This is a genomic window from Vibrio ichthyoenteri ATCC 700023 (genome assembly GCF_000222605.1).
In the GTDB taxonomy this organism is placed as follows: Bacteria; Pseudomonadota; Gammaproteobacteria; order Enterobacterales; family Vibrionaceae; genus Vibrio; species Vibrio ichthyoenteri.
This window is the reverse complement of the sequence record NZ_AFWF01000150.1, coordinates 1-8,938: the sequence shown is the minus strand read 5'-3', so window position 1 is coordinate 8,938 and position 8,938 is coordinate 1. Positions and strand designations below refer to the sequence as shown.

7 protein-coding genes and 1 pseudogene are annotated in these 8,938 nt (G+C 43.9%); 4 read left to right on the top strand and 4 right to left on the bottom strand.

Going from position 1 to position 8,938, the window contains the following annotated elements:
- Window positions 1-798: 798 nt before the first annotated feature.
- Window positions 799-1,941: an efflux RND transporter periplasmic adaptor subunit gene (locus RH85_RS11085; RefSeq protein WP_006712328.1), complete on the top strand. Its 1,143-nt coding sequence runs from the start codon at window positions 799-801 to the stop codon at window positions 1,939-1,941.
- A gap of 12 nt (window positions 1,942-1,953) precedes the next feature.
- Complete coding sequence (locus RH85_RS11080; protein WP_006712327.1) at window positions 1,954-5,106, top strand: efflux RND transporter permease subunit; 3,153 nt, start codon at window positions 1,954-1,956, stop codon at window positions 5,104-5,106.
- A gap of 64 nt (window positions 5,107-5,170) precedes the next feature.
- On the opposite strand, the gene RH85_RS11075 is transcribed toward RH85_RS11080, so the two are convergent.
- The 3 genes from RH85_RS11075 to RH85_RS11065 form a co-directional block, all read right to left on the bottom strand.
- Entirely contained in the window at window positions 5,171-5,602 is a 432-nt protein-coding gene (locus RH85_RS11075) for a GNAT family N-acetyltransferase (protein WP_006712326.1), read from the bottom strand.
- Between the two features lie 278 nt (window positions 5,603-5,880).
- Window positions 5,881-6,453 (bottom strand): AcfA family outer membrane beta-barrel protein, encoded by a 573-nt coding sequence (locus RH85_RS11070; protein ID WP_006712325.1) that lies wholly within the window; start codon window positions 6,451-6,453, stop codon window positions 5,881-5,883.
- Window positions 6,454-6,662: 209 nt separating this feature from the next.
- Complete coding sequence (locus tag RH85_RS11065; RefSeq protein WP_006712324.1) at window positions 6,663-7,322, bottom strand: CatA-like O-acetyltransferase; 660 nt, start codon at window positions 7,320-7,322, stop codon at window positions 6,663-6,665.
- A gap of 201 nt (window positions 7,323-7,523) precedes the next feature.
- Between RH85_RS11065 and RH85_RS11060 the strand changes: the two genes are divergently transcribed.
- Window positions 7,524-7,856, top strand: a complete 333-nt coding sequence (locus tag RH85_RS11060; RefSeq protein WP_006712323.1) for a zinc ribbon domain-containing protein YjdM — start codon at window positions 7,524-7,526, stop codon at window positions 7,854-7,856.
- Window positions 7,857-7,887: 31 nt separating this feature from the next.
- On the top strand, window positions 7,888-8,547 hold the full coding sequence (locus tag RH85_RS11055) for a Bax inhibitor-1 family protein (RefSeq protein WP_174269577.1): 660 nt from the start codon (window positions 7,888-7,890) through the stop codon (window positions 8,545-8,547).
- Between the two features lie 134 nt (window positions 8,548-8,681).
- Here RH85_RS11055 and RH85_RS11050 read toward each other — a convergent pair.
- A pseudogene (locus RH85_RS11050) lies at window positions 8,682-8,938 on the bottom strand (hypothetical protein); the annotation flags it as partial.

The following is an 8,938-nucleotide window of genomic DNA, read 5'->3' as shown; positions in this document are numbered from 1 at the left end:
TCTCTTCTCTTCTCTTCTCTTCTCTTGTTATTACTTCGTTCCGTTGCGATAAGAACGTCAAGATGGTTAGTTCTTAACTTTAACTATCGAGCTAGTTTTATTCGTTAAGTAAATTAACGTAAATGTTTGGTTTAAATACTCTGAGTTATGCCGATAGTTTGCTTTAATTCTAACCATCTTTGGACCATGCATTGTTATGCCATTTTTGACTAAAAACGGAATGTTTTACCGTGTGTCTTTGTTCACAAGATGGAGTCTATGTCCATCTTATTGTGCAATTAATTTTAGATGTTCAACAAAAAAAGTTTCGTCAATAGAATAATTGCAATGAATTAGTAATTATCAAAATTACGTTAACTAATAGTCTCGCCAAGAATGTTGTTTTTTGATTTGCATTTAAAATCAATAACATAAGTAAGTTCCTGGTGTTTTTTATATAAGATTTAAAGTTGTAGTCTTTGTGCACAGTTATTTTGTTTAAGCAAGAGGAAAATGCATTAACAAAAATATTTAATCATAATCATTAGATTTATTGGTTAAATTTTTGACGATGTGAATGTTTTGGTTACTTTATGCTTCTTTGGCGTATTTTTATCTACATTGATTTTCCAAATTGTGGCATATTTACCGCACTTACTTACCACTTGGATAGTAAAGAAGAAAATTGCACTCTGGCGTTTATTCTAATTCTTTAAAGTATGCTGTATTAAATAATTGGTCTTGGGTTTTTCCTGGCAATGATTTACAACGGCGCACTCATTTTCGCTCGAGTTGTAATGTGTTTATATTGGAGATTAAATGAACAACAAACTTAGGATTGCTTCGGCGATTGCTGCTGCCCTGTGGATTTCTGGCTGTGATATGTCATCACAAGCAGCACCACAAGAAGGCGCTCAAGCTGTTCCAGTCAGCATCATCGAACTAAAAAGCCAACCTCAAGCGATTACCATGGAATTGCCAGGTCGAAGCCGTGCCTATATGGAAGCTGAAGTTCGTCCACAGGTAAATGGTATTGTACTTGAACGTAGCTTTACTGAAGGTAGTTACGTTGAACAAGGTCAGTCGTTGTATCAAATTGATGATGCGACTTACAAAGCGGCTTTGATCAGTACCAAAGCTGAATTAAAACGCGCGGAAGCGGCATTAGCATCAACAGGTGCGACGGCAAAACGTTTTAAAGAACTTCTAAAAACCAAAGCGATCAGCCAACAAGATTTTGACCAAGCTCAAGCGGCTTATCTAGAAGCACAGGCTAGCGTTGCCGTTGCTAAAGCGGCGATTAATAACGCAGAAATCAACCTAGCATACACGAAAGTGGCGGCTCCGATTTCAGGCCAAATTGGTAAATCAAGCGTAACAGCGGGTGCTCTTTTAACGGCGAACCAAGGCCAAGCACTAGCGAAAATTTCGCAGCTTGATCCGATCAATATCGATATCGCGCAATCAAGCACACAAATGCTACGTCTTAAGCAACGTATTGCCAGCGGTCAACTTCATCAGCCTGAAACGGCAGAAGTACAATTGATTCTTGAAGACGGTCGCGTATACCAGCACAAAGGCTCAATGAAGTTTGCGGAAGTGACGGTTAATGAATCTACGGGCGCGGTAACATTGCGTGCGGAATTCCCTAACCCAGATAGCATGCTACTTCCAGGTATGTTTGTTCGTACTATCGTAACTGTGGGTACTGATCCAACAGCGATTTTAGTTCCACAAAAAGCGATCTCTCGTAACCCTCGTGGTGAAGCGGTAGCGATGGTTGTGGATGTAGAGAACAAAGTCGAAGCACGTATCGTAACGACAGCAGAAGCGATTGATCACCAATGGTTGATTACTTCTGGCCTGAAAGAAGGTGACAAAATCGTAGTGGAAGGATTGCAAAAAATTCGTCCAGGCGCTGCGGTAGCTCCTTCAGTTATGAGCGATGCTCAAGCAAGCTAACAGGAATTCTAAATGGCTCGTTATTTCATAGATCGACCGATCTTTGCATGGGTTATTGCGATTATCATCATGTTGGCTGGCTTGCTGTCTATCAGCACGCTGCCAGTATCGCAGTATCCAACCATTGCGCCACCTACTGTTGTAGTGAGTGCAAACTACCCTGGTGCTTCTGCTAAAACAGTAGAAGATTCGGTAACTCAGGTTATCGAACAGCGTATGACTGGTCTTGATCACCTACGCTATATTTCAGCACAAAGTGATAGCTTTGGTAACGCAACAATTACTCTGACGTTTAACGCGGAAGCGGATATCGACATTGCGCAAGTTCAAGTTCAGAACAAGCTGCAATTGGCGATGCCTTTGCTACCTCAAGTCGTTCAAGCACAAGGTATTAGCGTAAACAAAGCGGGTAGCGGTTTCTTGATGGTTGTTGCCTTCGTTTCTGAAGATGGCAGCATGGATAAAGCCGATATTGGCGACTATGTCGCATCAAACATTCAAGATCCAATCAGCCGCGTAGCGGGTGTGGGTGATATTCAGGTGTTTGGTGCTCAGTACGCAATGCGTATTTGGCTCGATCCACTGAAAATGAACCAGTACAACCTGACCACCAATGATGTTATTGGTGCGATTCGTGAGCAAAATGCTCAGGTATCAGCAGGTCAACTGGGTGCTGCACCATCAGTGAAAGGGCAACAACTTAACGCAACTATCTCATCTCAATCACTTTTGCAAACCCCAGAAGAGTTCAGCGACATTGTCCTGAAGTCTGATTCAACTGGTGCACAAGTATTGCTGAGCGATGTGGCGAAAGTTGAGAAAGGCGCAGAAAGCTACATGATCACGGGTCTTTACAATGGTAAAGTCGCCTCTGGTCTGGCTATTCAGTTAGCAAGTGGTGCCAACGCGCTAGATACTAAAGATGCCGTTATGGATCGTATGGAAGAGTTGAAAGAGTTCTTCCCTCCGGGCCTAGAAATGGTCGTTCCTTTTGATACCACACCATTCGTAAGTAGCTCGATTGAAGGCGTTGTTATGACGCTACTTGAAGCTATCGTGTTGGTGTTCGTTATCATGTACCTGTTCCTACAGAACTTCCGCGCTACCTTGATCCCGATGATTGCGGTACCGGTGGTACTATTGGGTACCTTTGGTGTCTTGGCTGCTGCTGGCTTCTCGGTCAACATGTTGACGATGTTTGCAATGGTTCTCGCCATCGGCTTGCTGGTGGATGATGCGATCGTTGTGGTAGAGAACGTTGAACGTATTATGTCTGAAGAAGGCTGTACGCCTTTAGAAGCAACCCGTAAATCGATGGATCAGATCACTGGTGCACTGATTGGTATCGGTCTAACGTTATCTGCGGTATTCGTACCAATGGCCTTCATGTCAGGCTCTACCGGTGTTATCTACCGCCAGTTCTCGATTACTATCGTATCAGCGATGGCGCTATCGGTATTGGTGGCAATGGTTCTAACACCAGCGCTTTGTGCGACCATGCTTAAGCAGGTAGAAAAAGGTCACGCTTACACGGATAAAGGTTTCTTCGGCGCATTCAACCGCTGGTTTGATCGCTGGACTAACCGTTACGAATCCGGTGTTGCAAGCATTATCAAACGTACTGGCCGTATGTTTATGATTTTCATTGCGATCACGATTGGTACTGGTTTCCTATTCCTACGTATGCCAACGGCATTCCTACCGGATGAAGACCAAGGCGTTATGTTTGCGCAAGCAATCCTACCGGCGAACGCATCTCAAGAAAGCACCCTAAAAGTGCTGGATAAGATGGAAACATACCTAAACACGGATGAAGCAGAATCAGTTGAATCTGTCTTTACCGTAGCGGGCTTTAGTTTCGCGGGTATGGGTCAGAACATGGGTATGGCATTTATCAACCTAAAACCATGGGACGAGCGTACTGCTGAGGGTACTGACGTACAATCAGTGGCTAACCGTGCAATGGGCGCCTTCATGCAGATCAAAGAAGCGATGGTATTTGCCTTCGTTCCACCTGCAGTTATGGAGCTTGGTACAGCGGGTGGTTTTGACTTCTATCTACAAGACCGTAGTGGCAATGGTCACGACGCATTGATTGCGGCACGTAACCAACTACTTGGTATGGCAGGACAAGATCCAAATCTTGTTGGTGTTCGTCCAAACGGCCAAGAAGAAGCGCCGATTTACCAGCTGCATATCGATCACACTAAATTGCGTGCACTGAATCTGAATATTTCAGAAGTGAACTCAGTTCTAGCATCGGCATGGGGTGGTTCATATGTGAATGACTTTATCGACCGTGGCCGTATTAAGAAAGTAATGTTGCAAGGTGAAGATCAATACCGTATGCAACCTGACGACCTTGATAAATGGTTCGTACGTAACAGCAAAGGTGAAATGGTGCCATTCTCGGCATTTGCAACTGGTACCTGGGAATACGGTCCACCACGTCTAGAGCGTTTCAATGGCATGCCAGCGGTGAACATTCAAGGTGCGCCAGTGCAAGGTTACAGTACTGGTGCGGCAATGGCTGACATCGAAAACATGTTGACCAAACTGCCTGCGGGCTATGGTATTGAATGGAACGGTCTTTCTTATGAAGAGCGTCTATCTGGTAACCAAGCACCGGCACTATACGCACTCTCAATCCTTGTTGTATTCCTAGTATTGGCAGCATTGTATGAAAGTTGGTCTGTACCGATTGCCGTTATTCTGGTTGTGCCTCTAGGCGTTGTTGGTGCGATTGTTGCGATGAACCTGCGCGGTTTGCCAAACGACGTATTCTTCCAAGTAGGTCTATTGACAACCGTTGGTCTAGCAACCAAGAACGCGATCCTAATCGTGGAATTTGCTAAAGAGTACTACGAGAAAGGTGCAAGCCTACGAGAAGCTACCCTGCACGCTGTGCGCGTACGTCTACGTCCAATCCTGATGACTTCATTGGCATTTGGTTTAGGTGTTGTACCGCTAGCCATCAGCTCGGGTGTAGGTTCTGGTGCGCAAAACGCGATTGGTACTGGTGTACTTGGTGGCATGGTGGGTTCAACCTTCCTAGGCATCTTCTTCGTACCACTGTTCTTTGTTGTTGTGGAGCGTTTCTTCAGCCCTCGTGAGCGTGAAGAACGTCGTAAGCGTAAGCTAACACCAGAGACAAGCGAAGCGTAATATTCGCTGATAAAACGAAATGAGAAAGGGTCGACTTAGTCGACCCTTTTTTATCTCAATAAAATCAATTTGCTTTTGTCATGTGGACAAATTGCAGATCTTGAGAGGTGATTTCAAAGCCCATTCTTGCGTACAGCTCCCCTACACGATTTCCTTGTAAATACACAAGTTTAGTCGGTAGTCCTAGTTGCTTTGCTTCTTCAATGACGTTTTTAAGAATCACGCTGCCGATCCCTTGACCTTGCATTTCTGGAAGTAAAAAGAAGCGGCCAAAGTAGATATGATCATCATGACGCTGTACTAAGTAGCTGCCGACGCGTTGATTATTGACTTCAATAATGGTTGGTTTTACTTCTTCCCATTCTTGCTGATGAATCTCTCTTTGGATTGTTTCGTCCCAGCCGAACACCGCTTTTATCGGCAGATATTCCGCTGCTTTTTTAAGTTCAAATAGAAACTCAAAATCATCTGCTTGAGCGATTCGCGAAATGAACATGATACTACTCCATTTGTTATATTTATATTTTACCGCGGAGTCTCTTTTCAAAAAATCGCGGCTGTTAGAGTCGGGGCGCTATAGTAATCATATCGAATTTAAAATGCAGAGTGATTTAACCTAGGAGATAGCATAGGGTAAGATTTTACGGGTGTGAAAGTGCAAATGGGATCGCCAGTACTCAAAAAACAATAGAGCCCCTAAGAAATTAAGGCTGCTCTATTATTCATTGAGACTATTTTATGATATTGCTCTGTGATGATTAGAATCAGTGAGGATTAGAAGTCGTACTGACCACCTAATGTCATCATGCTCATGCTTGAGAAGCTGTCGGTTTGGTACTTAAAGTTAGCACTCATCGATACATTGTCGGTTAGGTGATATTCAATGCCAACCACGCCAATCATGCCTAGCTCATTACTCTGCTTAGAAGCATGGAGGGGATCTGCACCTGATTTGGTGGCAGAAAGCTGATATTGCGTATAGGTCGCCCCTGCTTTCATCTTTAAGCTCCAATCGAGGCTGTTAGTGAGCGATAAAGCGTAGACAGGCATTAAAGAGAACTGTTTGGCGGTTATTGAAACATCCCACAGGTTGTTACTATCAGACTCGTTGTAGTGATTATTTTTTTGATAGCCTATTTCAACTGCGAAATTATTATCAAAGTTATAACCTGCTAACAGAGCAGCGAAGCCATCGGTTGAATCAGGGCTGAGTTTTTGCTCGGCAGCGAGATCAGTCACTGTGATGTCGTGGTGCGGTGTTGCTCGGCCTATTTCTAAGCCAATATAAGGTGATGCCATAGACGGCAAAGAACAAGCGAGCAAAGGGAGTAAACAATATTTCTTCATAGAATCAATCCGGTAACTGAGGCGCGCTATTCTATGGGGTGAAGGGAAAATAGTTAACTCGTCGGTGATGTTTATTTGCGCAGTTGAGTGTCAGAAATTTCTCACGTAGTGGCGGTTTCTTTTCGTTAAGATGGAATAAATTGCGATGAGCTGATGAACGAAACATTTGGACGAGTTGTATGCTCGTCCAAACTGCAAGCCAGTTGGGTTTAAAGTGCGTCGAGCTGCGATGGTGAATCAAACAGTTGCTGCAGCGTCTGGATAAATTGGCCTACGTGTAACCCATCCATTAAGCCATGATGTACTTCAATTGACATTGGCATACGCCATTGATCGCCTTGCTGCACCAATTTACCAAAAGCCATCTTCGGCACACTATCAGGAAAGTTGACGTCTCTGGCGTGGCTCATGCTAGTGAAATCTATCCATGGCAATACGGTGAGGTGAATGGTGTTTTGCTTCATCTCTTGCCCAATAAATTGCTCTAAGATAAACGGCGTGTTTTTAATCCGAGTTTCAGCTTCCGCCGCGCGAAGCGTAAAGTCAGCAAAATCTGCTTGATAGTCTAAATCGCAAAAACGCACTGTATTATCGTCTGCCAGCAGTGCAACACTGACGCATATAGGAGAGTAAATACGCACTTCTTCATCCACTAGGCGATAAGCCATTGGCTCGCATTTATTCAGCGCTTGCTGGGTGAGATAAAGATAAGCATGGAAAAAGCGGTGATTGTGCTGCTTACAATAACGGTAAAGCGCAGAGACATCGATATTCGAGCAGATGTTATACCAAGGGTGACTGAAGCCTTGATAGAACTTGAAGTGTTCGGCACGCGCCCATTGGCTGACATCCAGCACTCGATACGCCATGTGATTTCCCTATGATTTGCAATGAATTTTACCGCGTCGATTGTATTGATAGTGATGGGATAAGAGAACTAAAATTTAGCGACGTTTTGCAATTGAGATCTCGCAAAATACGATTGAAATGATCGATGCACACAATCCCTCTCGCTAAGACAGGGTATAGCCATTACCATGTGCAATAAGTTTATTTATTTAAGGTCTATTATGTCTTTTCCTGCTTGTCCAAATTGTCAGTCTGAGTTTGTTTATCAAGATCAAAACAATCTTGTGTGCCCGGAATGTGCATATGAATGGAACCCTGACGAAGTCGAAGAAGGTTTTAATATCAAAGATGTTAATGGCACCTTGTTGGCAGAAGGCGACAAAGTAACACTCGCGAAAGACCTCAAAGTGAAAGGTAGCTCGCTGGTGCTTAAAATTGGCACCAAAGCGGTTATTAAACGCATTGTTGAAGGTAAAGATCATCAACTGGATTGCAAAGTAGATGGCGCTGGTGAAATGATGGTGACAGCGAAGTTTGTCAAAAAAGCGTCGTGACGATATAAATCAAGAGTAAGGAAGTGAGGAAATTATGGAAGATAACGTATTTGAACGAGGCTTTACTGGTGAGCCAGAAATTAGTGCTCGCTTGTACAATTTGGCGATTGGTGCTGTGTTGTGCTGGGGCTTTTGGATCAACTGGATCATGGTGTCGGCCATCCCTGTTGAGGTGATTGCTTCGATCAACCCTTGGGTCTTTTTCATCGGTTATTTTGCCAGCTGCTTTTTCGGTATTTATCTATTTAGGTCGTCATCGAATCCATTAGTCAGCTTTCTTGGTTATAACTTCGTGGTGGTGCCTTTTGGTTTGATTATTAATATGGTGGTCTCCCAATACGACCCAGCATTGGTGCTCTCTGCGATTCAAGTGACCGGGCTTGTGACTGGAATAATGATGATATTGGGGACGCTATTCCCGAACTTCTTTGCCAAGATTGCCGGAGCCTTAACCATCGCGTTGCTCGCTGTGATTGTGGTTGAGTTATTCCAAATTTTTGTATTGGGGATTCATCAAGCGTGGATTGATTGGGCTGTTGCGGTGATTTTTTGTGGTTACATCGGTTATGACTGGGGCCGCGCAAACCAAATCCCGAAAACCTTAGATAACGCCGTCGATAGTGCTGCGGCGCTTTACATGGACATCATCAACTTGTTCCTACGTATTCTGCGCATTATGGGGCGTAAGTAATCGCTTACCTATATATTACTTTGAGCCCTAGATACGATAACAAGCCAAGCCACTCAATTTTTTAGTGTGGCTTAGCTCGGTATGATTTAGCTCGGTATGATTTAGCTCGCTATGACTTAGCTAGGTCGAATTGATCAGTCATAAAGCGTATCGAAGGCTTTCTTTAGGTCTTCATGGCTGGGCAGTGGGTATAGAAAATTACGCCATTTTTCGCTATCAGCGTGTTCGATGACATAACGGCTAAAAGCAAAGCTTTTCGGTGAGATATAGACACGCTCCCCATTCTGATAGCCTAGATAATGATAACTCATTTTTAGAGTTGGGCTTTCTGGGGTGGCTTGGGCGAGTCTGCGAATGAGGCCATGATAGTATTGATTGGTATACCACACAT

Coding starts and splice junctions, on each gene's coding strand:
- RH85_RS11080 (WP_006712327.1), top strand. CDS start 1,954: ATGGCTCGTTATTTCATAGATCGACCGATCTTTGCATGGGTTATTGCG.
- RH85_RS11085 (WP_006712328.1), top strand. CDS start 799: ATGAACAACAAACTTAGGATTGCTTCGGCGATTGCTGCTGCCCTGTGG.
- RH85_RS11075 (WP_006712326.1), bottom strand. CDS start 5,602: ATGTTCATTTCGCGAATCGCTCAAGCAGATGATTTTGAGTTTCTATTT.
- RH85_RS11060 (WP_006712323.1), top strand. CDS start 7,524: ATGTCTTTTCCTGCTTGTCCAAATTGTCAGTCTGAGTTTGTTTATCAA.
- RH85_RS11065 (WP_006712324.1), bottom strand. CDS start 7,322: ATGGCGTATCGAGTGCTGGATGTCAGCCAATGGGCGCGTGCCGAACAC.
- RH85_RS11070 (WP_006712325.1), bottom strand. CDS start 6,453: ATGAAGAAATATTGTTTACTCCCTTTGCTCGCTTGTTCTTTGCCGTCT.